This window comes from Pseudomonas sp. FP1154, from assembly GCF_030687245.1.
In the GTDB taxonomy this organism is placed as follows: Bacteria; Pseudomonadota; Gammaproteobacteria; order Pseudomonadales; family Pseudomonadaceae; genus Aquipseudomonas; species Aquipseudomonas rhizophila.
The window spans coordinates 307,794-333,808 of the sequence record NZ_CP117465.1 but is presented as its reverse complement, the minus strand read 5'-3'; the positions used below and the strand labels follow the sequence as shown (position 1 = coordinate 333,808).

23 protein-coding genes and 1 pseudogene are annotated in these 26,015 nt (G+C 60.7%); 11 read left to right on the top strand and 13 right to left on the bottom strand.

Annotated features, from left to right (window positions below):
• Window positions 1-293 precede the first annotated feature (293 nt).
• The 5 genes and pseudogenes from PSH91_RS01470 to PSH91_RS01450 all read right to left on the bottom strand — a co-directional run bounded on the left by PSH91_RS01470 (window position 294) and on the right by PSH91_RS01450 (window position 5,506).
• Window positions 294-1,262 (bottom strand): CDP-6-deoxy-delta-3,4-glucoseen reductase, encoded by a 969-nt coding sequence (locus tag PSH91_RS01470; RefSeq protein WP_076383063.1) that lies wholly within the window; start codon window positions 1,260-1,262, stop codon window positions 294-296.
• Window positions 1,262-2,728, bottom strand: coding sequence for a 4-hydroxy-3-polyprenylbenzoate decarboxylase (ubiD, locus tag PSH91_RS01465; protein WP_305467088.1), 1,467 nt, complete (start codon window positions 2,726-2,728; stop codon window positions 1,262-1,264). Before ubiD ends, PSH91_RS01470 begins: the two co-directional genes overlap by 1 nt.
• A gap of 122 nt (window positions 2,729-2,850) precedes the next feature.
• Window positions 2,851-4,105, bottom strand: a pseudogene (rho, locus tag PSH91_RS01460) (transcription termination factor Rho).
• 243 nt (window positions 4,106-4,348) lie between these two features.
• On the bottom strand, window positions 4,349-4,678 hold the full coding sequence (gene trxA, locus PSH91_RS01455; protein ID WP_047226095.1) for a thioredoxin TrxA: 330 nt from the start codon (window positions 4,676-4,678) through the stop codon (window positions 4,349-4,351).
• Window positions 4,679-4,798: 120 nt separating this feature from the next.
• Window positions 4,799-5,506, bottom strand: coding sequence for a FadR/GntR family transcriptional regulator (locus tag PSH91_RS01450; protein ID WP_305467086.1), 708 nt, complete (start codon window positions 5,504-5,506; stop codon window positions 4,799-4,801).
• A 253-nt stretch (window positions 5,507-5,759) separates the two neighbouring features.
• On the opposite strand from PSH91_RS01450, the gene PSH91_RS01445 reads away from it, so the two are divergent.
• The 5 genes from PSH91_RS01445 to ppx all read left to right on the top strand — a co-directional run bounded on the left by PSH91_RS01445 (window position 5,760) and on the right by ppx (window position 10,286).
• Window positions 5,760-6,545 (top strand): transporter substrate-binding domain-containing protein, encoded by a 786-nt coding sequence (locus tag PSH91_RS01445; RefSeq protein WP_047226097.1) that lies wholly within the window; start codon window positions 5,760-5,762, stop codon window positions 6,543-6,545.
• A 21-nt stretch (window positions 6,546-6,566) separates the two neighbouring features.
• Window positions 6,567-7,235 carry an amino acid ABC transporter permease gene (locus PSH91_RS01440; protein WP_092452819.1) on the top strand — a complete coding sequence of 223 codons (669 nt, stop codon included), beginning with the start codon at window positions 6,567-6,569 and terminating at the stop codon, window positions 7,233-7,235.
• Window positions 7,232-7,882 (top strand): amino acid ABC transporter permease, encoded by a 651-nt coding sequence (locus PSH91_RS01435; protein WP_076383065.1) that lies wholly within the window; start codon window positions 7,232-7,234, stop codon window positions 7,880-7,882. Before PSH91_RS01440 ends, PSH91_RS01435 begins: the two co-directional genes overlap by 4 nt.
• Window positions 7,869-8,606 (top strand): amino acid ABC transporter ATP-binding protein, encoded by a 738-nt coding sequence (locus tag PSH91_RS01430; RefSeq protein WP_047226100.1) that lies wholly within the window; start codon window positions 7,869-7,871, stop codon window positions 8,604-8,606. Before PSH91_RS01435 ends, PSH91_RS01430 begins: the two co-directional genes overlap by 14 nt.
• 177 nt (window positions 8,607-8,783) lie before the next feature.
• Window positions 8,784-10,286 carry an exopolyphosphatase gene (gene ppx / locus PSH91_RS01425; RefSeq protein ID WP_047226101.1) on the top strand — a complete coding sequence of 501 codons (1,503 nt, stop codon included), beginning with the start codon at window positions 8,784-8,786 and terminating at the stop codon, window positions 10,284-10,286.
• A gap of 144 nt (window positions 10,287-10,430) precedes the next feature.
• Here the strand turns inward: ppx and ppk1 are convergent, their stop codons facing one another.
• Both ppk1 and hemB read right to left on the bottom strand, forming a co-directional pair.
• Window positions 10,431-12,653: a polyphosphate kinase 1 gene (gene ppk1 / locus PSH91_RS01420; RefSeq protein WP_047226102.1), complete on the bottom strand. Its 2,223-nt coding sequence runs from the start codon at window positions 12,651-12,653 to the stop codon at window positions 10,431-10,433.
• Between the two features lie 17 nt (window positions 12,654-12,670).
• Window positions 12,671-13,684 carry a porphobilinogen synthase gene (hemB, locus tag PSH91_RS01415; RefSeq protein WP_160893864.1) on the bottom strand — a complete coding sequence of 338 codons (1,014 nt, stop codon included), beginning with the start codon at window positions 13,682-13,684 and terminating at the stop codon, window positions 12,671-12,673.
• Between the two features lie 205 nt (window positions 13,685-13,889).
• Between hemB and PSH91_RS01410 the strand changes: the two genes are divergently transcribed.
• Entirely contained in the window at window positions 13,890-14,513 is a 624-nt protein-coding gene (locus PSH91_RS01410) for a DedA family protein (protein ID WP_047226104.1), read from the top strand.
• On the opposite strand, the gene PSH91_RS01405 is transcribed toward PSH91_RS01410, so the two are convergent.
• Window positions 14,494-15,729, bottom strand: coding sequence for a sterol desaturase family protein (locus tag PSH91_RS01405; protein ID WP_047226105.1), 1,236 nt, complete (start codon window positions 15,727-15,729; stop codon window positions 14,494-14,496). The genes PSH91_RS01410 and PSH91_RS01405 overlap by 20 nt on opposite strands.
• Window positions 15,730-15,852: 123 nt before the next feature.
• Here PSH91_RS01405 and elbB point away from each other — a divergent pair, with 123 nt between their 5' ends.
• Window positions 15,853-16,521, top strand: a complete 669-nt coding sequence (gene elbB, locus PSH91_RS01400) for an isoprenoid biosynthesis glyoxalase ElbB (protein WP_047226106.1) — start codon at window positions 15,853-15,855, stop codon at window positions 16,519-16,521.
• Between the two features lie 119 nt (window positions 16,522-16,640).
• Here elbB and PSH91_RS01395 read toward each other — a convergent pair whose 3' ends face one another.
• Window positions 16,641-17,096 carry a YaiI/YqxD family protein gene (locus PSH91_RS01395; RefSeq protein WP_047226107.1) on the bottom strand — a complete coding sequence of 152 codons (456 nt, stop codon included), beginning with the start codon at window positions 17,094-17,096 and terminating at the stop codon, window positions 16,641-16,643.
• A 108-nt stretch (window positions 17,097-17,204) separates the two neighbouring features.
• Window positions 17,205-19,103 carry an FTR1 family protein gene (locus PSH91_RS01390; protein WP_305467083.1) on the bottom strand — a complete coding sequence of 633 codons (1,899 nt, stop codon included), beginning with the start codon at window positions 19,101-19,103 and terminating at the stop codon, window positions 17,205-17,207.
• A gap of 313 nt (window positions 19,104-19,416) precedes the next feature.
• On the opposite strand from PSH91_RS01390, the gene PSH91_RS01385 reads away from it, so the two are divergent.
• The 4 genes from PSH91_RS01385 (at window position 19,417) to PSH91_RS01370 (ending at window position 22,701) form a co-directional block, all read left to right on the top strand.
• Window positions 19,417-20,814, top strand: a complete 1,398-nt coding sequence (locus PSH91_RS01385; RefSeq protein ID WP_047226109.1) for a COG3014 family protein — start codon at window positions 19,417-19,419, stop codon at window positions 20,812-20,814.
• Between the two features lie 18 nt (window positions 20,815-20,832).
• Window positions 20,833-21,204 carry a YcfL family protein gene (locus PSH91_RS01380; protein WP_047226110.1) on the top strand — a complete coding sequence of 124 codons (372 nt, stop codon included), beginning with the start codon at window positions 20,833-20,835 and terminating at the stop codon, window positions 21,202-21,204.
• A gap of 162 nt (window positions 21,205-21,366) precedes the next feature.
• Complete coding sequence (lpoB, locus tag PSH91_RS01375) at window positions 21,367-21,954, top strand: penicillin-binding protein activator LpoB (protein ID WP_173407497.1); 588 nt, start codon at window positions 21,367-21,369, stop codon at window positions 21,952-21,954.
• Between the two features lie 3 nt (window positions 21,955-21,957).
• Entirely contained in the window at window positions 21,958-22,701 is a 744-nt protein-coding gene (locus PSH91_RS01370; protein WP_047226112.1) for a hypothetical protein, read from the top strand.
• A gap of 60 nt (window positions 22,702-22,761) precedes the next feature.
• Here PSH91_RS01370 and rhtB read toward each other — a convergent pair whose 3' ends face one another.
• From rhtB to PSH91_RS01355, 3 genes are all read right to left on the bottom strand, one after another.
• Window positions 22,762-23,394: a homoserine/homoserine lactone efflux protein gene (rhtB, locus tag PSH91_RS01365; RefSeq protein ID WP_047226113.1), complete on the bottom strand. Its 633-nt coding sequence runs from the start codon at window positions 23,392-23,394 to the stop codon at window positions 22,762-22,764.
• An 87-nt stretch (window positions 23,395-23,481) separates the two neighbouring features.
• Window positions 23,482-24,063 (bottom strand): mechanosensitive ion channel family protein, encoded by a 582-nt coding sequence (locus PSH91_RS01360; RefSeq protein ID WP_047226114.1) that lies wholly within the window; start codon window positions 24,061-24,063, stop codon window positions 23,482-23,484.
• Window positions 24,063-25,973, bottom strand: coding sequence for an ATP-binding cassette domain-containing protein (locus PSH91_RS01355; RefSeq protein ID WP_047226115.1), 1,911 nt, complete (start codon window positions 25,971-25,973; stop codon window positions 24,063-24,065). The genes PSH91_RS01360 and PSH91_RS01355 overlap by 1 nt, the downstream gene beginning before the upstream one ends.
• Window positions 25,974-26,015 lie beyond the last annotated feature (42 nt).

Genomic DNA, 26,015 nt, shown 5'->3' with positions numbered 1-26,015 from the left:
GCGCCGTCATGACACTGACGCTGATCAGAATCAAGGCAAGTTGGATGCCATGAATGCCTGAAACTCAGGCATATACCTTAACGACATCTAGTGTGCGTACTAAATATCGAATCGATATATCGCCAGGTATATGACCCTGTGGGAGCAAGGCTCGCCCGCGATGAGAGCGACGCTGTCTTTCAGAGACCGAGGTGCCTGTTTCGCGAGCAAGCTTTGCTCCCACAAAGCTGAAATCCTCTCGCTACAAAAAAACAGACCTCAATCAAGCTTCAAGAGCCGTTCAAGAGCGCGGCTCAAGAGCGCGGCGCATAGGCAAACACGTCGGCGCGCATTTGGTGGGCATCCATTCCGGCCTCTACCAAGGCATCGAGCGTGGCATAGATCATGGCCGGCGAACCGCTGGCGTAGACATGCACATCCTTGAGATTGCTGATGTCCTCGCACACAGCTTCGTGAAGCATCCCGCAACGACCTGTCCAGCCGCACAGGTCGCTGACGACTTTGTGCAGATACAGGTTCGGCAGTTTTTTCCACTCATCCCAATGCTCGATTTCATAGAAATCTTCCGGACGCCGCACACCCCAATACAGATGCACCGGGTGTTTGAAACCCGCTGCGCGGCAATGTTCGATCAGGCTGTGCATCTGCGCCATGCCGGTACCGGCGGCAATCAACACCAGTGGGCCCTCCGGCAACTCGGACAAATGGGTGTCGCCAAAGGGCATTTCGATGCGCACATTGGGGTTACGCTGAAGTTGCTCCAGCAGCGTCTGCGCACTGTTTTCGCGCACTAATACGTGCAATTGCAGCTCGCGCCCCGAATGCGGCGCCGAGGCCAGGGAAAACGCCGATTTCTCGCCATTTTCCCGCTCGATCATCAGGTACTGCCCCGCGTGATAGCGCGGCGGCTTGCCCGCCGGCGCGCGCAAGCGTACTCGCCAGACATCACCGCCCACATCGGCGCATTCAGTGACCTGGCACGCCAGGCTGCGCACCGGCAACTCGCCCGGTGACAGCACGCCATCCCAGAGCACCACGCAGTCCTCCAGGGGCTCGGCAATGCAGGTGAAAATCTCACCGTGATCGCGCACTTCACCCGCCTGCTCCACGCGGCCTTCCACTAACAGCGCACCACAGACATGGCAGTTGCCATTGCGGCAGCTTTGCGGGCACTCGTAGCCCAGGCGTCGCGCGCCATCGAGAATCCGCTCGGCGGGCCGGATATCCAACACCGCCCCGGAAGGCTGCAAGGTTACACGCATCAATCTATTCCTAACTGATTCCAGATGGCATCGATCCGTTGGGTAACGGCTTCATCCTTGACGATCACCCGGCCCCACTCACGGGTGGTTTCACCGGGCCATTTGTGCGTGGCATCGAGTCCCATCTTCGACCCCAGGCCGGACACCGGCGAGGCAAAGTCGAGGTAATCGATCGGCGTATTCTCGATCATCACCGTGTCACGCTTGGGGTCCATGCGCGTGGTGATGGCCCAGATCACGTCGTTCCAGTCTCGTGCGTTGATATCGTCGTCAGTGACAATAACGAACTTGGTGTACATGAACTGTCGCAAAAACGACCAGACCCCCAGCATGACCCGCTTGGCATGCCCCGGGTACGACTTCTTCATGGTCACCACGGCCATGCGGTAAGAGCAGCCTTCCGGCGGCAGGTAGAAGTCGGTGATCTCGGGAAATTGCTTCTGCAGGATCGGCACGAACACTTCGTTCAGAGCCACCCCGAGAATGGCCGGCTCATCAGGCGGACGGCCAGTGTAGGTACTGTGGTAAATCGGCTTGATCCGATGCGTAATGCGCTCGACGGTGAACACCGGAAAGCTGTCGACTTCATTGTAGTAGCCGGTGTGGTCGCCGTACGGACCTTCATCGGCCATTTCGCCGGGATGGATCACGCCTTCAAGAATAATCTCGGCAGTGGCCGGCACTTGCAGGTCGTTGCCGCGGCATTTCACCAGTTCGGTGCGGTTGCCACGCAACAGCCCGGCGAAAGCATATTCGGAGAGGCTGTCAGGCACTGGCGTGACAGCGCCGAGAATGGTCGCCGGGTCCGCGCCGAGGGCCACGGACACCGGAAACGGTTGCCCAGGATGTTTTTCACACCATTCCCGGTAATCCAGTGCACCGCCACGGTGGCTCAGCCAGCGCATGATGACCTTGTTCCGGCCAATGACCTGCTGACGGTAGATACCGAGGTTCTGACGGTCCTTGTTCGGACCTTTGGTGACGGTCAGGCCCCAGGTAATCAGCGGCCCCACGTCGCCCGGCCAGCAGGTCTGCACCGGCAACATTGCCAGGTCGACATCGTCGCCTTCGATCACCACTTCCTGGCAGATGGCGTCCTTGACGACTTTCGGCGCCATGGAAATGATCTTGCGGAAAATCGGCAGCTTGGACCACGCATCCTTCAGGCCTTTGGGCGGCTCAGGCTCCTTGAGAAACGCCAGCAGCTTGCCGATCTCGCGCAATTCGCTGACGGCTTCGGCGCCCATGCCCAAGGCCACGCGCTCCGGCGTGCCGAACAGGTTGCCCAGCACCGGGATGTCATAACCGGTCGGGTTTTCAAACAACAGCGCCGGGCCTTTGGCTCGCAGCGTACGGTCGCAGACCTCGGTCATTTCCAGTACGGGGGACACCGGCAACTGGATGCGCTTGAGTTCGCCGCGCTGTTCCAGACCGCTGATAAAGTCGCGCAAGTCGCGATACTGCATGCAAAAGCCTCATGGTAGCCGTGGCGTTCGGGGGCCCGAGTTTAACGCCGCCCGTTCAAAATAGTGAATGCACGGATAGCAAAAAGCCGGGTTTCCCCGGCTTTGCTGCCCTGCCTGATCGATTACTTGCGTTTCATCGACAGGAAGAACTCATCGTTGGTCTTGGTCTGCTTCAACTTGTCGACCAAAAACTCGATGGCAGCGACTTCATCCATAGGATGCAGGAGCTTGCGCAGGATCCACATACGCTGCAGCTCGTCGTCGGCGGTCAGCAACTCTTCGCGGCGGGTGCCGGAACGGTTGATATTAATGGCCGGGAAGACGCGCTTTTCAGCGATCTTGCGATCCAGAGGCAGTTCCATGTTACCGGTGCCTTTGAATTCCTCGTAGATCACTTCGTCCATCTTCGAGCCGGTTTCAACCAGCGCGGTGGCGATGATGGTCAGCGAGCCGCCTTCTTCGATGTTGCGCGCGGCGCCGAAGAAACGTTTCGGTTTCTCCAGGGCGTGGGCATCGACACCACCGGTCAGCACCTTGCCGGAGCTCGGGATCACGGTGTTGTAGGCACGGGCCAGGCGGGTGATGGAGTCCAGCAGGATCACCACGTCTTTCTTGTGTTCGACCAGGCGCTTGGCCTTCTCGATCACCATTTCGGCAACCTGCACGTGGCGGGTCGGCGGCTCGTCGAACGTCGAGGCAACCACTTCGCCGCGCACGGTGCGCTGCATCTCGGTCACTTCTTCCGGACGCTCGTCGATCAGCAGCACGATCAGATGAACTTCAGGGTTGTTACGAGCGATATTGGCCGCGATGTTCTGCAGCATGATCGTCTTGCCCGCTTTCGGCGGCGCCACGATCAGACCGCGCTGGCCCTTGCCGATAGGTGCGCACAGGTCGATGACCCGGCCGGTGAGGTCTTCGGTGGAACCGTTACCGGCTTCCATCTTCATGCGCACGGTCGGGAACAGCGGGGTCAGGTTCTCGAAGAGAATCTTGTTCTTCGCGTTTTCCGGACGATCGAAGTTGATCGTGTCGACCTTGAGCAGCGCGAAGTAACGCTCGCCTTCCTTCGGAGGGCGGATCTTGCCAACGATGGTGTCACCGGTGCGCAAGTTGAAACGACGGATCTGGCTCGGCGAGACGTAGATATCGTCTGGGCCGGCAAGATAGGAAGCGTCTGCGGAGAAAGCCGAAGCCGTCCTGGAGAATCTCCAGCACGCCATCACCGGAGATTTCCTCGCCGCTTTTCGCGTGCTTTTTGAGCAGGGAGAAAATCACGTCCTGCTTGCGCGAACGGGCCATATTTTCTATGCCCATCTGTTCGGCCAATTCGAGCAGTTCGGTAATCGGCTTTTGCTTGAGTTCAGTCAGATTCATATAGGAATGACGTAATCATTTATGGAGGGGGGAAATTAAGCTTTTTGGCTTAATGAGGCCGCGCCGCGGAGAAGGCGACAGGATCGCGTACTTATTCGAAAGGAGTGCGTCGGCGACGGCTTGCAGGGGGCAAAGGAGAAACCAGTGCGGGGCCGAATGTAACACCTGGGTTTGCGAGCGTCTAGCCCCGAGTAACGAAAAAAGGCCCGCGATTAGCGGGGCTTTTTCAACAGCATTCGGCGCTTAGATGTTGGCGTCGATGAAAGCAGCCAGTTGCGACTTCGACAGTGCGCCAACCTTGGTGGCTTCGACATTACCGTTCTTGAACAGCATCAGCGTCGGGATACCACGCACGCCATACTTGGGCGGGGTTTCCTGATTCTCGTCGATATTGAGCTTGGCAATGGTCAGCTTGCCAGCGTAGGTGTCAGCGATTTCGTCCAGGACCGGGGCGATCATTTTGCATGGACCGCACCACTCAGCCCAATAGTCGACCAGTACCGCGCCTTCGGCCTTGAGTACGTCAGCCTCGAAGCTAGCGTCGCTAACATGTTTGATCAGATCGCTGCTCATGGAATCTCCGGGATTGTCAGCAAAAAAACGTGGCCCATCATAGCTGCCCTTACCGGGTTCAGGAAGCCGCAGTTGATTGAGTCTCGCTATGGTGTCTGATGTATTTAGGTATGACGCCCGTCATGGGGCAGCCGGGGCCACGAAGGAAATTCCGGTGCGCAGTGCGGCGTTACGTACGTGTTCCTGCATGGCTTTTTGCGCGCCACCCGAAGCGCGACGGGCCAGGGCCCGAAGGATCTTGCGATGCTCCTGCCAGGTCTCCATCGCCCGCTCCGCCCTGATGAACGGCAGTTTCTGGCTCTCCAGGAAGATGTCGGCGCTGGCGGTGAGAATACTCAGCATCGCCTGGTTGCCGCTGGCCTGCAGGATGCGCCGATGGAACTCGAAATCCAGCCGCGCCGCTGCGTCGAAATCCCCTGCCTTGAGCTCCCGACGCATGGCCTCGACGTTGTCCTCCAATGTGTCGAGTTCATCGGCGCTCAACGTCACCGCCGCCAACCCGGCCGCGAAACCCTCCAGGGCATAACGCAACTGGAAGATATCCACCGGCAAAGCCTGGGCCGCGAACGGCCAGCCCGGGGCCAGTTCGCTGCGCGAAACCTCCACCGACGACTGCACGAACACACCCTTGCCCGGCTGTACGCTGATGACGCCCAGCGCACTCAACGATGAAAGCGCTTCACGCAGCGAGGCGCGACTCACCCCCAGTTGCAACGCCAGGTCCCGTTGCGACGGCAGCGCATCCCCAGGAGCGAAGCCTTCATCGACGATCAGTTTACGGATGGCTTGCAGCGCCACTTCGGGCACCGCGCGAGAGATGGAATTCATGGTTTTTCAGACGAACCGGGCCAGTGAGCGACCAGTTGTAAAGCTAAACGCCGCGCCCGGCAAGTCGTGCTCCACTTGGGTTCGGCGGCAAATACCAACGCTCGATAACGGTGCGAAACGCGGCGCAACTGTTCAGACCAGTAAGACCTCATCCCGCCAGTAAAACCGTGGCTTTGGCAGATTAAAAACCAGCTTGGCATGGCCTGTGCTCTGTCCGAACGCAGAAATCACATCACCGATGCGGAGATTCGCCATGATCAAGCGTTACAGCGCCCTGCTTACCGCCCTGTTCGCCAGCCTGATGCTCACTCATCTGCCCGCTCAAGCGGACGGCCTGGAAGACGTGGTCAAGCGTGGCACCCTCAAAGTCGCAGTCCCCCAGGACTTCCCGCCGTTCGGCTCGGTTGGCCCGGACATGAAGCCGCGCGGCCTGGACATCGACACCGCGAAACTGCTGGCCGATCAGCTCAAGGTCAAGCTTGAACTGACCCCCGTCAACAGCACCAACCGCATTCCGTTCCTGACCACCGGCAAGGTTGACCTGGTGATCTCCAGCCTGGGCAAGAACCCCGAGCGTGAAAAAGTCATCGACTTCTCCAGCGCCTACGCGCCGTTCTACCTCGCGGTATTCGGCCCGCCCGACGCCGCCATCAATGGCCTGGACGACCTCAAGGGCAAGACCATCAGCGTCACCCGCGGCGCCATCGAAGACATCGAGCTGACCAAGGTCGCTCCCCAAGGCGCCACGATCAAACGCTTTGAAGACAACAACTCGACCATCGCCGCCTACCTGGCCGGTCAGGTGGACCTGATCGCCAGCGGCAACGTGGTGATGGTCGCAATCAGCGAACGCAACCCCAAGCGCGTCCCGGCGCTGAAAGTAAAACTCAAGGATTCGCCAGTGTATGTGGGCGTGAACAAGAACGAGCCGGCGCTGCTGGACAAGGTCAACCAGATCCTGGCCACTGCCAAGACCGATGGCAGCCTGGAGAAAAACTCCCAGACCTGGCTCAAGCAGCCGCTGCCGGCCGATCTCTGACCGTCGCCTGAGAGGTTGAGCATGGCTTATCAGTTCGATTTTATGCCGGTGGTGCAGAACACCGAGCTGCTGTTGCGCGGTGCCTTGTTCACCTTGGAGTTGACGGCCATCGGCGCGCTGCTCGGGGTTGGCCTGGGCATCGTCGGTGCCGTGGTGCGGGCGTGGCATATTCGTCCGTTCGCGGCGATCTTCGGCGTGTACGTGGAGCTGATCCGCAACACGCCATTCCTGGTGCAGCTGTTTTTCATTTTCTTCGGCCTGCCGTCCCTGGGTTTGCAGATATCCGAATGGCAAGCAGCGGTACTGGCAATGGTGATCAACCTCGGAGCCTACTCCACCGAGATCATCCGCGCCGGCATCCAGGCCATTCCGCGTGGGCAGCTGGAAGCCGCCGCGGCTCTGGCAATGAGCCGTTTCGAAGCCTTTCGTCATGTGGTGCTGCTGCCGGCGCTGGGCAAGGTCTGGCCGGCCCTGAGCAGCCAGATCATCATCGTGATGCTCGGCTCGGCGGTCTGCTCGCAGATCGCCACCGAAGAGCTGAGCTTTGCCGCCAACTTCATTCAGTCCCGTAATTTCCGCGCGTTCGAAACCTATGCACTGACCACGCTGATCTACTTGTGCATGGCGCTGTTGATCCGCCAGTTCCTGAACTGGGTGGGGCGCCGCTACATTGCCAGGAGCAGCCAATGAGCGATTTCACTTTCTGGGACGTGGTGCGCAACCTGCTCACGGGCCTGCAATGGACCCTGGCATTGTCGCTGGTGGCGTTTATCGGGGGCGGCGTGATCGGCTTGCTGGTGATGGTGCTGCGCATTTCCAAAAGCGCCCTGCCCCGCAATATTGCTCGCACCTACATCGAGCTGTTCCAGGGCACACCGCTGTTGATGCAGCTGTTCCTGGTGTTCTTCGGCGTCGCCCTGGCCGGGGTGGAAATCTCGCCGTGGATGGCAGCGGCGATTGCCTTGACGCTGTTTACCAGTGCCTATCTGGCGGAGATCTGGCGTGGCTGCGTCGACGCGATATCCAACGGCCAGTGGGAAGCCTCGGCGAGCCTGGCCCTCAACCCGCTGGAGCAGTTGCGCTACGTGATCCTGCCCCAGGCCTTGCGCATCGCCGTGGCGCCGACCGTGGGGTTTTCGGTGCAAGTGGTCAAGGGCACGGCAGTGACCTCGATCATTGGCTTTACCGAACTGACCAAGACCGGCGGCATGCTCGCCAACGCCACGTTCGAGCCGTTCATGGTGTACGGCCTGGTGGCCCTCGGTTACTTCCTGCTTTGCTACCCCTTGTCCCTCAGTGCGCGCTACCTGGAAAGGAGACTGCATGCCTCTGCTTAGAATTTCCGCCCTGCATAAATACTACGGCGATCACCACGTGCTTAAAGGCATCGACCTGAGCGTCGAGGAAGGCCAGGTCGTGGCGATCATCGGTCGCAGCGGTTCGGGCAAATCCACCCTCTTGCGCACCCTCAATGGTTTGGAGTCGATCAACGACGGCGTGATTGAAGTCGACGGCGAATACCTCGACGCCGGCCGCGCCGATCTGCGCAGCCTGCGGCAGAAAGTCGGGATGGTGTTCCAGCAATTCAACCTGTTCCCGCACCTGACCGTCGGTGAGAACGTGATGCTCGCGCCGCAGGTTGTTCAAAAAGTATCCAAGGCCAAAGCGGCTGAATTGGCACGTCAGATGCTGGAGCGAGTCGGACTCGGGGAGAAATTCGACGCCTTTCCGGACCGCCTGTCCGGCGGCCAGCAACAGAGGGTCGCCATCGCCCGCGCCCTGGCGATGTCGCCAAAAGTACTGCTGTGCGACGAAATCACCTCCGCCCTGGACCCGGAACTGGTCAATGAAGTGCTCGGCGTGGTGCGACAGCTGGCCAAGGACGGCATGACCCTGATCATGGTCACCCACGAGATGCGCTTCGCCCGTGAAGTAGGGGACAAGCTGGTGTTCATGCACCAGGGCAAGGTGCATGAGACGGGGGACCCCAAGGTGCTGTTCGCCGATCCGCAGACGGTGGAACTGGCGAATTTTATCGGGACGGTCGAGTCGGCGACCTGAGGTTCTGCTGCGCCGTTTCTGGCCTCATCGCGAGCAGGCTCGCTCCCACTTCGATCGCGACTCGGTCACTTGTGGGAGCGAGCCTGCTCGCGATTGACGCGAAGCGGTCGCCTTTGCGTTGGCGTAAGCGGTTGATCGTGGCAGGATGGCAAGGTTATCGACCGAGACTTTTTGACCATGCCGCCATCCCAAGCCAAGAATCTGTCCCTGATCGCAGCCATAGACCTGGGCTCCAACAGCTTCCACATGGTCGTCGCCAAGGCCCAGAACGGGGAAATCCGAATTCTTGAGCGGCTCGGCGAGAAGGTCCAACTGGCCGCCGGCATCGACGAAGAGCGCCAGCTGAGCGAAGAATCCATCCAGCGCGGGCTCGATTGCCTCAAGCGGTTCGCCCAACTGATCAACGGCATGCCCCTGGGCGCGGTACGGATCGTGGGCACCAACGCATTGCGCGAGGCGCGCAACCGCGGCGAATTCATCCACCGCGCCGAAGAGATCCTCGGCCATCCGGTGGAAGTCATTTCCGGGCGTGAAGAAGCCCGTCTGATTTACCTCGGTGTCTCCCATACGCTGGCAGACACACCGGGCAAACGCCTAGTGGCGGACATCGGTGGCGGCAGTACCGAATTCATCATTGGCCAGCGCTTCGAGCCGCTGCTGCGCGAAAGCCTGCAAATGGGTTGCGTCAGCTACACCCAGCGTTATTTCCGCGACGGCAAGATCACCCCGGCGCGCTACGCCCAGGCCTATACGGCGGCTCGTCTGGAAATCATGAGCATCGAACATGCCCTGCACCGCCTGACCTGGGATGAAGCCATTGGCTCCTCGGGCACCATTCGCGCCATTGGCCTGGCCCTCAAGGCCGGCGGCCATGGCACTGGCGAGGTCAACGCCGAAGGCCTGGCCTGGCTCAAGCGCAGGCTGTTCAAGCTCGGCGACTCGGACAAAATCGATTTCGAAGGCATCAAGCCTGACCGCCGGGCGATTTTCCCGGCGGGCCTGGCGATCCTCGAAGCAATTTTCGACGCTCTGGAACTGCAACGCATGGACCACTGCGAGGGCGCCCTGCGCGAAGGCGTGCTCTATGACCTACTCGGGCGCCATCACCATGAAGACGTCCGTGAGCGCACCCTGGGCTCGCTCATGGAGCGTTACCACGTCGATCAGGAACAGGCCGCACGGGTCGAACGCAAGGCGCTGCACGCCTTCGACCAAGTGGCCGACGACTGGGATCTGAACGACGGGGTCTGGCGCGAATTGCTGGGCTGGGCCGCCAAGGTGCATGAGGTGGGCCTGGACATCGCCCACTATCACTACCACAAACACGGCGCCTACCTGATCGAGCATTCGGACCTGGCAGGCTTCTCCCGCGAAGACCAGCAGATGCTCGCGCTATTGGTGCGTGGCCACCGGCGCAATATTCCCAGGGATAAATTCGCCGAGTTCGGCAATGACGGCATCAAACTGATTCGTCTGTGCGTGCTGCTGCGCTTTGCGATCCTGTTCCACCACATCCGCGGTACCCAGGAAATGCCCCAGGTGGTCCTGCGCGCCGACGGAGCTCAACTGGATGTGCTGTTTCCCGAAGGCTGGCTGGAAGAGAACCAACTGACCCAGGCTGACTTCGCCCAGGAAGCCGAATGGCTTACCCGAGTCGGGATTGTGCTGAACATCCACTGATTGCTCACTGGAGTGAGCTGCAATCCCTGTGGCGAGGGAGCTTGCTCCCGCGGGAGGGCGAAGCCCTCCCAAGAATTCAGGGCCGCTTTGCAGCCCAGCGGGAGCAAGCTCCCTCGCCACAAAAGCTAAGCCTGCCTCTACCTCTTAACGAACCGTCAGCAACGGGCTGCCCAAGCGCTCCAGCAATGTCGCCTGGGCGCTGCGGGCATTCTGGTTGCCGGTCGGCGTGTTGCGGATATAGCGACCGTCCGATTGCAGGCTCCAGCTGTGGGTGTTGTCGGTGAGGTAGCTTTCCAGCTCCTTCTTGACCCGCAGGATCAGCTTCTTGCCTTCCACCGGGAAGCAGGTCTCGACGCGCTTGTCGAGGTTGCGCTCCATCCAGTCGGCGCTGGACAGGAACATCTGCTCCTCCCCACCGTTGAGGAAGTAGAACACCCGGGTATGTTCCAGGAAGCGGCCGATGATCGAGCGTACATGGATGTTGTGGGAAACCCCCGGGATACCCGGCCGCAGGCAGCACATGCCGCGCACCACCAGGTCGATGCGCACGCCCGACTGGCTGGCCTTGTACAACGCGCGGATGATCTTCGGATCGGTCAGCGAGTTGAATTTGGCGATGATGTGCGCCGGCTTGCCGTCCAGGGCGAACTGCGTCTCCCGGGCAATCATGTCGAGCATGCCCTTTTTCAAGGTGAACGGCGCGTGCAGCAGTTTTTTCATGCGCAGGGTCTTGCCCATGCCGATCAACTGACTGAACAGCTTGCCGACGTCTTCGCACAAGGCATCGTCGGAGGTCAGCAAACTGTAGTCGGTGTACAGACGGGCGTTGGCGGCGTGATAGTTGCCGGTGCCCAGGTGGGCGTAACGCACGATCTCGCCGGCCTCGCGCCGCAGGATCAGCATCATCTTGGCGTGGGTCTTGAAGCCGACCACACCATAAATCACCACCGCACCGGCCGCTTGCAGACGACTGGCCAGTTGCAGGTTGGACTCTTCATCAAAGCGCGCCCGCAATTCGATCACTGCCGTGACCTCTTTGCCGTTACGCGCCGCGTCCACCAAGGCGTCGACGATTTCCGAGTTGGCGCCGCTGCGATACAGGGTCTGGCGCACCGCCAATACGTGGGGATCCTTGGCCGCCTGGCGCAGCAGGTCGACCACGGGCGTGAACGACTCGAACGGGTGCAGCAGCAGAATGTCCTGCTTGCTGATCACGCTGAAAATGTTCTCGCTGTTTTGCAGCAACTTCGGGATCTGCGGAGTGAACGGCAAATATTGCAGTTCCGGATGGCTGTCCAGACCGGTGATGCTGAACAGTCGGGTCAGGTTGACCGGACCGTTGACCTGATACAGCTCGGTCTCATGCAGGTTGAACTGCTTGAGCAGGTAGTCGGACAGGTGTTTGGGGCAAGTGTCGGCCACTTCCAGGCGCACCGCATCACCGTAGCGGCGCGAGAACAGCTCGCCGCGCAGGGCGCGGGCCAGGTCTTCGACGTCTTCGGTGTCTACCGACAGGTCGGCGTTACGGGTCAGGCGGAACTGGTAGCAACCCTTCACCTTCATGCCCTGGAACAGGTCATCGGCGTGAGCGTGGATCATCGACGACAGGAACACATAATTGTCACCGGGGCCGCCGACGTCTTCCGGCACGCGGATGATGCGCGGCAACAAGCGTGGCGCGGGGATGATCGCCAGGCCGGAATCGCGACCGAAGGCGTCGATCCCTTCGAGCTCGACGATGAAGTTCAGGCTCTTGTTGACCAGCAGCGGGAACGGGTGCGTCGGGTCGAGGCCGATCGGCGTGATGATCGGTGCGATCTCGTCGCGGAAATAGCGGCGAACCCAGGTCTTGAGCTTGGTGGTCCAGTAGCGGCGACGAATGAAGCGGACCTGGTGTTTCTCCAGCTCCGGCAACAGGATGTCGTTGAGGATCGCGTACTGACGGTCCACGTGGCCGTGGACCAGCTCGCTGATCCGTGCCAGGGCCTGATGGGGCTGCAGGCCGTCGGCACCGGCCTGTTCACGGGCGAAGGTGATCTGCTTTTTCAGGCCGGCGACGCGAATCTCGAAGAACTCGTCCAGGTTGCTGGAAAAGATCAGCAGGAACTTGAGCCGCTCCAGCAGCGGGTAGGACTCGTCCAGCGCCTGCTCCAGCACGCGGATGTTGAACTGCAGTTGCGACAGCTCGCGATGGATGTACAGGCTGCTGTCATCCAGGTTGGGAATGACAATCGCAGGGGCCACGGGGGCCTCGGGCACCACCGGCGGCGTAGGCACGGCCTCATGCTCCGGCGGTGTTTCGGCGACCTGCTCGACCACGGGCTGAGCGTCTTTTACGGCAACTTCAGAGAGTCCTTCGGTATTCATCACAAGTTCCTGGGAGGCTATTTCTGCTCTCGTAACAATTGGGCGGCGCGCACAGCAAAGTAAGTCAGGATGCCATCAGCTCCTGCACGTTTGAAAGCGGTCAAGGACTCAAGGATCACTCCTTCGCCCAACCAGCCGTTCTGGATTGCCGCCATGTGCATGGCGTACTCGCCGCTGACCTGATAGACAAAGGTCGGTACTTTGAATTCGTCTTTGACCCGGCAAAGAATGTCGAGGTAAGGCATGCCCGGCTTGACCATGACCATATCAGCCCCTTCTGACAAGTCCGCCGCCACTTCGTGCAAGGCTTCCTCGCTGTTGGCCGGGTCCATCTGATAAGAGGCCTTGTTGGCCTTGCCCAGATTCAGCGCCGAGCCGACCGCATCACGGAACGGGCCGTAATAGGCGCTGGCGTACTTGGCCGAGTAGGCCATGATCCGCACATTGACATGACCGGCCACTTCAAGCGCCTCACGGATCGCCTGGATGCGACCGTCCATCATGTCCGACGGCGCCACCACCTGGGCACCGGCCTCGGCGTGAGACAACGCCTGCCTGACCAGTGCATCGACGGTAATGTCATTCTGCACATAGCCTTCTTCATCGAGAATGCCGTCCTGCCCATGCGTGGTGAACGGGTCCAGCGCCACGTCGGTGATCACGCCCAGTTCCGGGAAACGGGCACGCAGGGCACGGGTCGCGCGCTGGGCGATGCCATCGGGGTTCCAGGCTTCGGCGGCGTCCAGGGACTTGAGCCCGGCAGGCGTGACCGGGAACAGCGCCAGCGCCGGAATACCCAGCTCGACCCACTTGGCGGCTTCTTCAAGCAAAAGGTCGATGGTCAGGCGCTCTACCCCGGGCATCGATGCCACGGCCTCGCGACGGTTCTCACCGTCCAGCACGAACACCGGCAGGATCAGGTCATCAATGGTCAGCACGTTTTCACGCACCAGCCGACGAGAGAACTCATCACGGCGATTGCGACGCAGACGGGTAGCGGGGAACAGACGATTGGCGGGGGTAAAGCTCACGGCAGACTCCTGAGCCCGCGCTGACGGGCGAGCGTGACAGTTATAGACGGCCATTATGACGAACAGATGACAGATATGTGCACCTGCGTCCCGTCGTCGCAGTCATTGTCGTTGCAGGAAATGTTCACGTCGAGACACATCTCGATACTTTCCTGAATGTGTCCGAAGGGTTAGGCTGCGCGTTCATTTCGCCAGCACCCAGACAATGCTCCAGCAATTTCTCCATGACTTCGGCTACCTGGCCTTGTTTATCGGCACGTTCTTCGAAGGCGAAACCATCCTCGTGCTCGCAGGCTTCCTGGCGTTCCGTGGCTACATGGACATCAATCTGGTGGTGGTGGTGGCGTTCTGCGGCAGCTACGCGGGCGATCAGTTGTGGTACTTCATGGGGCGCAAGCACGGCCGCAGGCTACTGGCGCGAAAACCTCGCTGGCAGTTGATGGGCGATCGGGCGCTGGAGCACATTCGCCGGCATCCGGACATCTGGGTCCTGAGTTTTCGCTTCGTCTACGGCTTGCGCACAGTCATGCCGGTGGCCATCGGGCTGTCGGGCTATCCGCCGGGCCGCTATCTGTTGCTCAACGGTATCGGCGCGGCGATCTGGGCCACTGCCCTGGCCGCCGCCGCGTACCACTTCGGCGCGGTGCTCGAAGGCATGCTGGGCAGCATCAAGAAATATGAATTGTGGGTACTCGGTGCCCTGCTGGTGCTGGGGTTGTGCCTGTGGCTGCGTCGACGTATCAAGAATGCACGGCTGGCCAGGAAAGTCCTCGAAGCCGAACGGCTGGAGCAAGCCAGGACCCACGAGCCTACGACGCCAGCCGAGTGACCCGGCTGCGACAGCAATACAGCCCGATGCCACTGAGCAGGCTGTAGCTGAGCAACCCAACCCAGGCCACGGGGCTGGCCGGCCACAACCCCACCAGCGGCGCCAGCCACACCAGTGGTAAATTCAGGACCAGCCGCAACAGCTCCAGCCTCAGGGCCCACGGGCGATTCTCCAGGGCCACGCCCAACACAAACAAACCCAGCGCCACCGTGCCCCAACCCAACACCAGGGCAGCAACCGACAGGCTGTTCTCCAGGTTCATCAGGTAACTGCCCAGCGCAATGTAGGTACAGAACTGCAACGCCACGTACCACTGCTGGCGGCCGTCCAGCGGCACCTCGAATTTGCGGAACTGACTCAGGTCCGGCTTGTTCAGCGGGTACCGCGCCGCCACATCCGCCGGACGCCAACCGGTGGGCATAAACCAGATCCGTAGCTTGTCTCGCCAGCGCTCTGCCCGTCGCGCATCCGCCCACAATTGCGCATAGAACTGCAGGTTGGCCCACAACGGATTCCAGCTCGCCAGCGGCGTGGTCACGCCAAAAATCACCGGTTCGTTAGCGTCTTCTTCCTGAAAGGTGCGAAACAGACGGTCCCAAATAATGAACACCCCGCCGTAATTGCGATCCATGTAAAGAGGGTTCTGTGCATGGTGGGCGCGATGATTGGACGGCGTAACGAAACACCACTCCAGCCAGCCGAGCTTGGGGATGTGTTGGGTGTGGACCCAGAACTGATACAGCAGATTCAACGCCGCCACGCTGACGAACACCACCAGGGGCACGCCGGCCACCGCCAGCGGCAGGTAGAAAATCCAGCTCAACACAAACCCGGTGCTGGTCTGGCGCAACGCCGTGGAGAGGTTGTAGTCCTCGCTCTGATGATGGACCGAATGGGCCGCCCAGAGGATGTTGCGCTCATGGCCCATGCGGTGCAGCCAGTAATAACAGAAGTCGTAGAACACGAAGGCCAATACCCAGACCCAGGCCTGGTCGGCAGACAAGTGGATAACGGCCAGGTGTTCCAAGGCAAACGCGTAGGTCACCAACCCCACGCCCTTGGTCAGCAAACCGGTCGTGGTGGAGAGCACGCCGGTGCTCAGGCTGTTGATGGCGTCTGCCACGCGGTAATGGCTCACACCCCGCCAGCGGTCGGCCAGCAACTCGACGGCAATCAGCACAAAGAAAAACGGCACGGCATACAGAATGAAATTCATGACGCAACCCGAGCAGACAAAGCAGGGAGATAGTCGGCAGATTAGGTGTAGCTGCTCGATAACCCTATGGCAACGAGTGACAAATTAGTGGACATTTAACGCCATGAATCTGGAGAAAAGCCCATGAGCAAAAAAGTTGCAGTGATCCTTTCCGGCTGTGGCGTGTATGACGGTGCAGAGATCCAAGAAAGCGTGATCACCTTGCTGCGCCTCGACCAGCGCGGCGCACAGGTGCAGTGTTTCGCCCCCGACATCGCGCAGTTGCAGGTCATCAATCACCTGACCGGCGAGCAGATGCCCGAGAGCCGCAACGTATTGGTGGAGTCCGCCCGGATCGCTCGGGGCAATGTAAAGGATTTGCGCGAAGCCAACGTCGAGGACTTCGACGCGCTGATCGTGCCTGGCGGTTTCGGCGCGGCGAAGAACCTCTCCAACTTTGCCGTCGAAGGCGCGGGCTGCACCGTCCAGCCTGAGGTTCTGGCGCTGACCGAAGCCTTTGCCGAGGCCGGAAAACCGGTGGGGCTGATCTGCATTTCCCCGGCCCTGGCGGCAAAAATCTATGGTCCGGGGGTGACCTGTACCATTGGCACAGATACCGACACTGCCGCCGCCGTTACCAAAATGGGCGGCATCCACGAAGACTGCGCTGTCACCGATATCGTCGAAGACACTGCGCGCAAGCTGGTCAGCACGCCGGCCTACATGCTGGCGCAGAACATCAGCGAAGCGGCTTCGGGGATCAATAAACTGGTGGACCGGGTGCTGGAGTTGACTCACGAGAATGACGAGTAACACCACCCTTCAATGTGGGAGCGAGCCTGCTCGCGAAGGCGTCAGTTCAGTTGATGTATCTGTTTGCTGACACACCGTCATCGCGAGCAGGCTCGCTCCCACAAGAGGTCCGAGCAGACTCAGGAAGTTCGGGCCAAGCGCGTCAGTATCCGATCCAGCGCATTGGCGAACCCTTGCTTGTCCCGCTCGCTATACGCTGCCGGCCCGCCGCCCATATGGCCCTGCTCACGCAAGTCGGTGAACAGGTTGCGCACCGCCAGCCGATCACCCATGTTCTGCGCATCGAACTCCTTGCCCCGCGGATCCAGTGCCGCAACCCCCTTCTTCACCAGCCGGTCAGCCAACGGTACGTCGCTGCAGATCACCAGCTCACCCGGTACGGCATGCTCCACCAGGTAATCGTCCGCCGCGTCAGGCCCGCTGGGCACCACGATCAGCTTCACGCAGGCCAAGGCCGGCTTGATCTGCGGTTGGCCGGCCACCAGCACCACTTCGAAGCGGCGTTTCAAGGCGAACTTGACCACCAGTTCCTTCGCGGCCTTGGGGCAGGCGTCGGCGTCGATCCATACACGCATTGAGTTTTTCCTCTAATTAAAAGCATCGCGGGCAAGCCTTGCTCTCACAGGCGAATACTGACTGTGGGAGCAAGGCTTGCCCGCGATTATGAGCGCAGCGAATGCTGTTCAGGAAACCTGGACCCTACGCTTCTCCGCCACCCGACTGCGCCCGTACAACACCAAAATGGCCACGATCGCCACCACTTGGGCGGCCAAGGAATAAGCATCGGCGTGAATGCCCAGCCAGTCGAAATCGAAGAACGCCACCGGACGGGTGCCAAAGATCCCGGCTTCTTGCAGCGCCTTCACGCCATGACCGGCAAAAACCACCGACAGCGCGCAGAGCAATCCGGCATTGATGCTGAAAAACAACGCCAGCGGCAGTTTCGCCGAGCCGCGCAGAATCACCCAGGCCAACCCCACCAACAGCACCAGCGCCGTGGCGCCGCCAGCCAACACGGCATCATGCCCGGCGGGACCGGCTTGCAGCCACAGGGTTTCGTAGAACAGGATCACTTCGAACAGCTCGCGATAGACCGAGAAAAACGCCAGGATCGCAAAACCGAAACGTCCGCCGCCGCCCACCAGACTGCTCTTGATGTAATCCTGCCAGGCCGCCGCGTGACGTCGGTCGTGCATCCACACACCCAGCCACAGCACCATCACACTGGCAAACAAGGCCGTTGCGCCTTCGAGCAATTCGCGCTGGGCGCCGCTGACGTCAATCACATAGGCGGCCAGCCCCCAGGTCGCCAGACCAGCCAGCAGCGCCAGCCCCCAACCGACGTTGACGCTGCGAACCGCTGACTGTTGACCGGTATTGCGCAGGAACGCCAGGATCGCCGCCAGCACCAGAATCGCTTCCAGCCCTTCGCGAAGCAGAATCAGCAAGCCCGAGATGTAACTCAACGACCAGCTCAAACCGTCGCCACCCAGCAAATTCGCCGACTCCGTCAGCTTGGCCTTGGCCGCGTCCAGGCGCTGCTCGGCCTGCTCGACCGACAAGCCATCCTGCAACGACTGACGGTAGGCCATCAGCGCTTTTTCAGTGTCCTTGCGCACATTGGCATCGACGTTATCCAGCGAACTTTCCACCAGCTCGAAACCTTCCAGGTAAGCGGCTACCGACAAGTCATAGGCTTGGTCGTGATCACCGGCGCGATACGCCGCGATGCTCTTGTCCAGGGTGGTGGCGGTGTAGTCGAGCAACTGCGCCGGGCCACGCTGCACTTGTGGCGGCTGGGCACGCTGGGCGCGAAAGGTGGCTGCCGCTTCAGGGCCCTGCGCCGCGAGGATTTCGGCCGGTGTCTGGCGCGCCAGATCAGCGAGGTTAAAGGTCTGTCCGCTTTTAGCGGCCGCCGGATCGGCGCTGAAGCTGGCGATGTACGTCGCCAGGTCCCAGCGCTGACGGTCGTCGAGCTGATCGGCAAAGGCCGGCATGTCAGTGCCTTCGACGCCCATGCCAAGCGTGTTGTAGATCGCGTAGAGACTCAGATGATCCAGGCGCGCCCCATCGCGCAGGTTGGCGGGTGCAGGCTCCAGGCCGACACCGGCAGGACCGTCGCCAGCCCCGCTGTCACCGTGGCACACCGAGCAATTCTGCGCATATAGCGGCGCACCGCGGGCCGGGTCCGGGGTGATCACCGGCGCCTGACTGACCTCATACGCCACCGCCAGTCGGGCCCCAAGTTGCCGCGCCAGGCGGGCGACCTCATCGCCGTCCTGATGCGCGGTGATGGCGCTGCGCAAGGCGCCGACGCCTTGTGTCAGCTCTGCTTTTTCAGGTTTGGCTGGCAGCGCAACGATCAGCCCTTCCAGGCGCTGGGTAAATTCCAGTTGCTCGCGGTATTCAGACTCGTCGACAACCTTGCCCGCCTGCACCGTCGCCGGATAATCCGCCCCGATGTAATCCAGTAAATGCAGCGCCTGGGGGGCGCCCTCCAGGGTGTCGGCCAATAGATTGGCGCTGCATAGCGCAAACAACGGCAGCGCTAGCCAGGCCAGTAAACGGTACGGGGCAGTCATGAATGACTCTCAGATGGAAATAAGAAGTAACACATTGTTCACTTCCAATGACCTTGACTCAAGGGTTGATGTGTTTCTGAAGCAGATTTCATCGGATCTTCACGCTTGGAAGTGATGTCACAAAAACTGCATTACGAGATTAAAAAGCCATTACATAGCCAACGGCCATGTTTATAATCCCGCCGCCCTCTTATTGTCCGAAGGCATAAAAGCTCCTCCGGTTATGAGGAACCGACAGCGCCCGGCGCTCGTCCGTGGATCGTCCCAGCCCGACCCGCACCCCCCCGGCTGATACCTCAGGGAAGAAGTATTCATGGCATCCCGTGCCGCTCTTTCGATCGCCCTCGGCGCGATCACCTTGTTGTCTGGCTGCTCTGCGTTTCGCAACTACGACAGCGAATTGGCCCAGACCAATCAGCAACTGGCTTCCGGCAACGTCGACGCGGCGTTGACCCTGCTGGAGAAGAACAACACCAGCCAAGACAAAGACCTGCTGTATTTCTTCGAAAAAGGCGAACTGTTGCGCGCCAAGGGCGACCTGCCCGGCAGTCAGGCTGCCTGGTCCAGCGCCGATCAGCAGGTGGGTCAGTGGGAAGATGCAGTCAAGCTCGACACAGGCAAATATCTGGCACAGTTCGGCAGCTTTCTGGTCAACGATAAAGTTCGACGCTACGAAGGCTATGACTACGAAAAGGTCATGCTGACCACGCAGATGGCCCTGAACCAGCTGGCCGTGAACGACTTCGACGGCGCGCGGATGCAGATCAAGAAAACCCACGAGCGCGAAGCGGTGATTGCCGACCTGCGGGACAAGGAATACCTCAAGCGCGAGGAAGATGCCGAGAAGCAAGGGGTCAAGACCGAGTACAAGGACCTGCAGGGCTACCCGGTGGCCAGCCTCGACGCGCCGGAAGTGATCAGCCTGAAAAACAGCTATCAGAGTGCGTTCAGCCATTACCTGGCCGGGTTCGTCTATGAAGCCTTGGGCGAAAAAGACCTGGCCGCTCCGGGTTATCGCAAAGCCGCCGAACTGCGTCCGAATACGCCGTTGCTGGAGCAGGCATTGATCAACCTCGACAAGCCCGCTGGCAAGAAGGATGAAAGCGACATCCTGATTGTGGTGCAGAGCGGCCTGGCGCCGTCCCGGGACTCGATCCGCATTCCCCTGCCCCTGCCCATCAGCGGCAATGTGGTGATCACGCCACTGTCATTCCCCCTGATCAAGCCTGACACCTCCACCGCCACGTTCACTCAAATCGGTGTCGACGGTCGTCAACTGGACCTGACCCAGCTCAACAGCACCACAGCCATGTCCCGCCGCGCCCTGCGCGACGACATGCCCGGCATCATCCTGCGCACAACCGTGCGCGCGATCACCCGTGGCGTGGCGCAAAAACAGATCAACGAAACCAATCCCCTGGCCGGCCTCGCGGTGGGCCTGACCTCGGCCGTGCTGGAAGGCGCGGACACCCGGACCTGGCGTACCCTGCCGGACTACACCCAAGTGGTGCGTCTGCGCCTGAAAAAAGGTGAACACCACGTCACCTTGCCGAGCGCGGTGGGCGGTTCGGTGGTCAAGGTTACCGTCGATCAGCGTTACCAGGTCATCAGCCTGCGGGCGGTGGGCAATCAGGTCTTCGCCGGTGGCCTGGCCGCCCAGGTGATCCCGAGCACCAACCCGACCGCCGTCGCCAGCATCAAGCAACCTTAAGAACGGAGTCTTGTTCAAATGCGTTTAAAACTGATCACCCTCGGTGTCCTGGCCTTGCTGGCCGGTTGCGCCACCCCTGCGCCGCCGGAGCCGGGCAGCGCCGCCAGCAAAGTCGTGGCCATGGGCAAGCAGAAAAACATCGTGGTCGGCGCCATGCGCGTGGCCCGGGAAAACGGCTACCTGACCGTCAATGTGCAGTTGAGCAACACCAGCTTCAACAACAAGACGATGTACTACCGCTTTGCCTGGTTGGGACCGGAAGGCTTTCCGGTTGCCGAGGAAGAAACCTGGAAAAGCCTGACGCTGTACGGCGAACAAACCAGTTTCCTGCCGGCTATCGCACCGACCCCCAAGGCTGTGGATTTCCGATTGGAAATCAATACGCCTTGAGCCACACACCTGTGGGAGCGAGCTTGCTAGCGATAGCAATGCATCAACCAGCAATGCGCTTGGCTGACAGACCGCTATCGCGAGCAGGCTCGCTCCCACAAAAGGCTCTACTGACTGGCACCACGCGTTAACCCTAATTTTTCAGCTTTCGAGAGCACTCCCATGTTTGTACGCATTTCATCCCTCGCCCTGGCCGCCTTGCTGGTCAGCGGCTGTGCCAACAACTCTCCGGTCCTGGGCAACAAGAACATCAGCTACGGCGACACCAAGGCCGTGGAAACCGTGACCAACGAATTCGGTTCCACCGATCTGCAAATGATCGCCGAGTCCATGACCCGCTCCCTGGCCCAGTCCGGCATTCTGCAGGGCCGCCCGGTGGTTCAGGTCTATGACGTGAAGAACAAGACCAGCGAGTACATCGACACCCGCGAGATCACCACCAGCATCAAGACCCAATTGATGAAGACCGGTGCGGCACGTTTCGCCAGCGACAACAACGCCATGGACAGCCAGGTTGACCAGCTCAAGCTGCAAAACCAGAGCGGCCTGTACAAGAAAAGCACCGTGGCCAAGACCGGCAACATGATCGCGGCCAAATACCGCCTCGAAGGCTCCATCAGCTCGATCGTCAAGCGCAGCAGCGACTACAAGGACGTCTTCTACAAATTCAGCCTGCAATTGATCGACGTCGAAAGCGGTCTGGCCGAGTGGATGGACGAGAAAGAAATCCGCAAGACCACGGAGCGCTAAGCCATGCGCACATGGATCGGCATCATGGCCCTGGCCTGCGCGTTCGGCGCCCAGGCGGCCCCGAAAGTCGCGGTCACTGACCTGGCGTACCAACAACGGGTGGAGGAATACATCCACACCGTTTCGGCCCAGAGCAACTTCCAGGCGAACCCTTACAGCGCCAGCGCTTCGTCGAGCTACGACGAGATGGAAGCCACCACCAGCTACATCGAGCAGGGCGAACTGCGCAAGTTCACCGGCGACATCAAGGGCGAAATCCTGCGCAGCGGGATGTTCCAGCTCGTGCAAGGCACGCCCCACACCGCTTCGTCCACGGGCGACGTCTATGACGTGATCAAGCGAATCAAGGCCGGGCACTTCAAGGGCGCCGATTACGTGCTGTTCGGCACCGTATCGGACATCGACTTCACCCGCGACATCAATGAACTGGCCAATACCAACAGCTACTCGGCCGTGCTCGCCTTGACCCTGGTGGCGGACTTCAGCCTGATCAACACCAAAACCTACGAAATCACCTCGGCCTTCACCGCCATGGGTGAAGGCCAGGACACCAAGCTGCTGAATCACCGGGACGTACGCATCAACCTCAACCGCCCGCGGGTCGTGCGCGAGGTGTCCAAGGCCCTGGGTGAGGACGTAGCGCGGCAACTGAGCGAACAACTTGGCGGGCCGAACTACGAACAAGCCGGCGAGCCTGCGCCGCGCAACAACCTGCCACGGGATACCGCGCCGGTCATTTTGCGCTAAGCGGTTCAGCGATTATTTTGTGGCGAGGAGATTTATCCCCGCCACATTGGAACCGGCGGGTTAGACCGAGGCTTTGCGAATTGTCGCCAGCAACCCCGCCGCACCAATGAACAGCCCGGCAAAGGTGCGGTTCATTCGACGCTGCTGTTTCGGAGTGCGCAGCAGGCGCAGGACTTTGGATGCCAGCCCGGTGTACCCGGCCATGACGATGAGGTCGACGCAAACCATCGTCACGCCCAGGATCAGGTATTGCTTGATCAGCGGGGCATGGGGGTCGATGAATTGAGGCAATACCGCAAGCATGAACACCAATGCCTTGGGGTTGCTGATGTTGACCAGAAAACCGCGAAACACCAGCGCCAAAGGCTTGCCGATAGGCCGCACGGCCGCGTCATCACTGAGATCGCCCGGGATGGCTCGCCACTGCTTGACGCCCAGATAAACCAGATAGGCCACACCAAACCACTTGATCGCATAAAACGCGGTCGCCGATGCGGTGAGGACCGCGCCGACACCGGCGGCGACAATCACGATTTGCAACGCCAGACCCAATTGCAGGCCCAGGGCATTCCAGTAGCCGCGCCAGAAACCGTATTGCAGACCGCTGGACATCGATGCGATGGCACCAGCACCCGGCGAAAGACTGATCACCCAGCAAGCGGCGAAAAACGCCAGCCATGTTTCCAGCACCATTGCACACCTCGGCTCAGATTCGTTGAAACCACTAAGCTAATGCGCCGCCGGACGGTTGACCACAGATATTTAACGATCGAGACCCGCTTATTCGACGAACCCGCCGACCGGAAACGCCTCGTTGCCGCGCCAGCGTCGAACTGAACGTTGGAAGAACAGGCTGTTGGGCACTTGCACCATGGAACTGCCCGTACCGAGTTCCTCGGGTTCGATCAAGGTGGTGTAAAGCAGGTTGATGGCCACCACCCGCCCCTTGATGCCGGGCTTGTCGGTGGACTCCACCAGCTCAACTACATCGCCCAGACGAAACGGCCCGACGGTGTAGATCAGGATGGCGCACAGCAGATTCGACAGCACGCTCCAGATGGCGAAGAACGCCACCGCCGCCACCGCGACGAACCCCGACAGCGCGGTCCACAGCACCGTGGCCGAGACGCCCAGGCGTTCAAGTACCACCAGCACCGCGCTGCCCATGATCAGCCAGCGCAGCACACCCCGCAGGATGATCACCAACTGGGACGGTAACGGGTAGCGCTCGGCAAGGCCCGTGAGGGCCCGCGCCACGCAACGCTGTGCGATGTAGCCGGCCAGCAGGATCAGCAGTATTTGCACACCGAGCCAGATCGGCTCGACCCACATGACGGGTATCGGCAAAGCCAAGGCTTCCATCAGGACAAAGCCTCCAGCTCCGCTTGCAGGTTTTCCAGCAGTTCCAGGGCTTGCATCCACGCCTCCTCAAGCTCCGCTTCCCGAACCTTCAGCCTGGCCTGTTCGGCCAGCAGATCGCGCAACTCATCCTTGCGCGCCGCTTCGTAGAGACCGCTGTCGCCGAGGCTGGTTTCGATCTTTTGCAGTTTTTCATGCAGCTTGCCCAGTTCGACTTCGAGCTTGTCGGCCTCACGCTTGTGAGGCGCCAACTGCTGACGCAATGCGGCGGCGGCCTGGCGCTGGGCTTTCTTGTCGGTCTTGTCCGGGTTAACCGGCGTGGTACTGACCGGTGCATTGCGCTGACGGTAATCCACCAGCCAACGGGCATAGTCTTCCAGATCACCGTCGAACTCTTCGACCTTGCCGTCGGCCACCAGGAAAAAATTATCCGTGGTGCTCTTGAGCAAATGCCGGTCGTGAGACACCACCAGCACCGCGCCGCTGAATTCCTGCAAGGCCATGGTGAGGGCCAGGCGCATTTCCAGATCGAGGTGGTTGGTCGGTTCGTCGAGCAGCAACAGGTTCGGCCGGCCCCAGGCGATCAATGCCAGCGCCAGGCGAGCCTTTTCACCACCGGAAAAATTCAGTACCGGCTCATCGATGCGCGCACCACGAAAGTCGAAACCACCGAGGAAATCACGCAGGGTCTGCTCGCGTTCGTTCGGTGCCAGACGCTGCAAATGCAGCAGCGGGCTGGCCTTGGCGTCGAGAGAATCGAGCTGATGTTGGGCGAAGTAACCGACCACGGTGTTCTCGCCCCGGGTCAGACGCCCGGCCAGGGGCTCGAGCTCGCCGGAGAGATTCTTGATCAGGGTCGACTTACCAGCACCGTTCGGGCCCAGCAGGCCGATCCGCGCACCAGGGGTCAGCTGCAGCTTGACCTTCTCCAGCACGGTCTTGTCGCCATAGCCCAGACGCGCATCCGACAGGTCGATCAGCGGGCTGGAAATCTTGGTCGATTCGCGGAAAACAAAATCAAACGGTGAATCGACGTGGGCCGCGGACAGTTCTTCCATCCGCTCCAGTGCCTTGATCCGGCTCTGGGCCTGACGGGCCTTGGTGGCCTGGGCCTTGAACCGGGCGATGTAGCTTTCCATGTGCGCACGCTGCGCCTGCTGCTTCTCGTAGGCCTGCTGTTGCTGGGCCAGGCGTTCGGCACGGGCCCGCTCGAATGCGCTGTAGCCGCCACGGTACAAGGTGAGCTTGCGCTGGTCGACATGGGCGACATGATCCACCACCGCGTCGAGGAAATCGCGGTCATGGGAAATCAGCAGCAATGTGCCGGGATAGCTCTTGAGCCAGTCTTCGAGCCAGATGATGGCGTCGAGGTCCAGGTGGTTGGTGGGCTCATCGAGCAGCAGCAGGTCCGAAGGGCACATCAGGGCCTGGGCCAGGTTCAAGCGCATCCGCCAGCCACCGGAGAAATCCCCAACCTGACGGTCCATCTGCTCATTGGTAAACCCAAGGCCTGCCAGCAGTTTGCGTGCGCGGGCATCGGCGGTGTAGCCGTCGGCGCTGTCGAGCTCCGCGTGCAGACGGGCCTGTGCGGCGCCATCGTGTGCCGCCTCGGCCGCCGCCAGGTCGCGCTGGACCTGACGAAGGCGCAGGTCGCCGTCAAGCACGTAGTCCACCGCCAGGCGCTCAAGGGTGTCGACCTCTTGGCGCATGTGGGCGATACGCCAATCGGCGGGCAGCAGGCAATCGCCCGAGTCCGGGTGCAGTTCACCTCGAAGCAGGGCGAACAGGCTCGATTTGCCGGCGCCGTTGGCACCGATGAGGCCAGCTTTGTGGCCGGCGTGCAGGGTCAGCTCGGCGTCTTCTAGCAGACGTTGCGGGCCACGCTGTAAAGTCAGGTTCTGAAGTCGAATCATAATGGCGGCGGAGTCTACCAGCTTCGCTCGCAACTGGCGCGA

Coding starts and splice junctions, on each gene's coding strand:
- ppk1 (WP_047226102.1), bottom strand. CDS start 12,653: ATGAATACCGAAGGACTCTCTGAAGTTGCCGTAAAAGACGCTCAGCCC.
- PSH91_RS01430 (WP_047226100.1), top strand. CDS start 7,869: ATGCCTCTGCTTAGAATTTCCGCCCTGCATAAATACTACGGCGATCAC.
- PSH91_RS01410 (WP_047226104.1), top strand. CDS start 13,890: ATGCTCCAGCAATTTCTCCATGACTTCGGCTACCTGGCCTTGTTTATC.
- PSH91_RS01385 (WP_047226109.1), top strand. CDS start 19,417: ATGGCATCCCGTGCCGCTCTTTCGATCGCCCTCGGCGCGATCACCTTG.
- ubiD (WP_305467088.1), bottom strand. CDS start 2,728: ATGCAGTATCGCGACTTGCGCGACTTTATCAGCGGTCTGGAACAGCGC.
- PSH91_RS01390 (WP_305467083.1), bottom strand. CDS start 19,103: ATGACTGCCCCGTACCGTTTACTGGCCTGGCTAGCGCTGCCGTTGTTT.
- PSH91_RS01360 (WP_047226114.1), bottom strand. CDS start 24,063: ATGGAAGCCTTGGCTTTGCCGATACCCGTCATGTGGGTCGAGCCGATC.
- PSH91_RS01405 (WP_047226105.1), bottom strand. CDS start 15,729: ATGAATTTCATTCTGTATGCCGTGCCGTTTTTCTTTGTGCTGATTGCC.
- PSH91_RS01355 (WP_047226115.1), bottom strand. CDS start 25,973: ATGATTCGACTTCAGAACCTGACTTTACAGCGTGGCCCGCAACGTCTG.
- rhtB (WP_047226113.1), bottom strand. CDS start 23,394: ATGGTGCTGGAAACATGGCTGGCGTTTTTCGCCGCTTGCTGGGTGATC.
- PSH91_RS01450 (WP_305467086.1), bottom strand. CDS start 5,506: ATGAATTCCATCTCTCGCGCGGTGCCCGAAGTGGCGCTGCAAGCCATC.
- PSH91_RS01370 (WP_047226112.1), top strand. CDS start 21,958: ATGCGCACATGGATCGGCATCATGGCCCTGGCCTGCGCGTTCGGCGCC.
- trxA (WP_047226095.1), bottom strand. CDS start 4,678: ATGAGCAGCGATCTGATCAAACATGTTAGCGACGCTAGCTTCGAGGCT.
- ppx (WP_047226101.1), top strand. CDS start 8,784: ATGCCGCCATCCCAAGCCAAGAATCTGTCCCTGATCGCAGCCATAGAC.
- lpoB (WP_173407497.1), top strand. CDS start 21,367: ATGTTTGTACGCATTTCATCCCTCGCCCTGGCCGCCTTGCTGGTCAGC.
- PSH91_RS01435 (WP_076383065.1), top strand. CDS start 7,232: ATGAGCGATTTCACTTTCTGGGACGTGGTGCGCAACCTGCTCACGGGC.
- PSH91_RS01395 (WP_047226107.1), bottom strand. CDS start 17,096: ATGCGTGTATGGATCGACGCCGACGCCTGCCCCAAGGCCGCGAAGGAA.
- PSH91_RS01440 (WP_092452819.1), top strand. CDS start 6,567: ATGGCTTATCAGTTCGATTTTATGCCGGTGGTGCAGAACACCGAGCTG.
- PSH91_RS01470 (WP_076383063.1), bottom strand. CDS start 1,262: ATGCGTGTAACCTTGCAGCCTTCCGGGGCGGTGTTGGATATCCGGCCC.
- PSH91_RS01380 (WP_047226110.1), top strand. CDS start 20,833: ATGCGTTTAAAACTGATCACCCTCGGTGTCCTGGCCTTGCTGGCCGGT.
- PSH91_RS01445 (WP_047226097.1), top strand. CDS start 5,760: ATGATCAAGCGTTACAGCGCCCTGCTTACCGCCCTGTTCGCCAGCCTG.
- elbB (WP_047226106.1), top strand. CDS start 15,853: ATGAGCAAAAAAGTTGCAGTGATCCTTTCCGGCTGTGGCGTGTATGAC.